This is a genomic window from Kitasatospora sp. NPDC059817, assembly GCF_042731835.1.
Taxonomy (GTDB): domain Bacteria; phylum Actinomycetota; class Actinomycetes; order Streptomycetales; family Streptomycetaceae; genus Kitasatospora.
Map to the genome: position 1 here is coordinate 1 of NZ_JBHWIR010000452.1, position 1,014 is coordinate 1,014.

At 70.8% G+C, this 1,014-nt stretch carries 1 protein-coding gene; it reads right to left on the reverse strand.

Annotated features, from left to right (window positions below; translation table 11 throughout):
- Window positions 1-97 precede the first annotated feature (97 nt).
- A complete protein-coding gene (locus tag ACFV61_RS36165) occupies window positions 98-730 on the reverse strand; it encodes a hypothetical protein (protein WP_380496443.1) in 633 nt (210 codons plus the stop codon).
- Between the last annotated feature and the right edge of the window lie 284 nt (window positions 731-1,014).

Below are 1,014 nucleotides of genomic sequence, written 5' to 3' on the forward strand. Positions count from 1 at the left end.
TGGGTGATCAAAACCAACGGGGCGGCCACTATGGTGGGTTTCGGGGGGGGGGGGGGGGGCGCGCCCGGGGGGCGCGCCGCCCGGGATTGTCGGGAGATCAGAGGGTGAGTTCGGCTGCCTGCTGGCCGCGCTCGCCCTCGGGTGTCTGGATGTGCGGCAGGAATCGGCTCACCGCGAACACGACGGCGTCGGCGATGATCTGGGGCGCATCGTTCAGCACGATATTGACGGCATCCCCTTCGATCCCGATCCGGACTTCTCCGGGCTCAAGGTCGATAAAGAGATAGGCGCTGGTCCCGTCAATTCGGGTCCGGGCCCCGGGGAGCCGGGCGGCGATGTCGCGGGCGTGCTCCTCGACCGCCCGCCGGGTCTTGGCCTGCTGGCTGTTGTGCTCCTTCACGCGCCGGTGCACGTCGCGGTGCGCGTCGATGAACTCGCCGGACAGCAGGGCGGCGATGGCTTCGGCCGCCTCGTCCATGGCGATGCGGATGCTGTCGAGTTCGCCCCGCCGGAACTCGTAGTCGGTGGCGGGGAAGTGACCCCGGATGTGGAGGTGACCGGGGTCGTCGAAGCGCTCGGACAGGTGGAGCTGTCGGGCGTCGAGGTGGGTGAGGATGGCGGCGTGGGTCAACTCCCGGACGCCGTGGAACACCGGCGTCGGTCGCCAGTTCCCGCCGAGCGCGAGGGCGATCGGGTGGGCGAGGTCGGCGACGGTGGGTCGCTGGTCCATCTGTGTCTCCTGGTGAGAGGTGGTGCCGGGGGCCGGTCGGCCCTCCGGTGGTCGGCCGGGGTGTTGCCCTCCCCTTCCGACATCACTAATTAAACCATGTTCTCGGGGTCGGGTCAAGCCAGAGAACACCCCTGACCTGCCCTTTCCCCCACGCCGACCCGCACCCGCCCAGCCGGGCCCGGCCACAACGGGCCCTGGGCGGGGTTCCCTCCTCGGTCGGACAGCTCCGCCGCACCGGGGCTCCGGGCGGGGTGTCCAGGCTCGCGAAGCGACCGCGCAGCGGC

Excerpts from the sequence above, each read along its gene's own strand:
- ACFV61_RS36165 (WP_380496443.1), bottom strand. The coding sequence starts at position 730 with ATGGACCAGCGACCCACCGTCGCCGACCTCGCCCACCCGATCGCCCTC.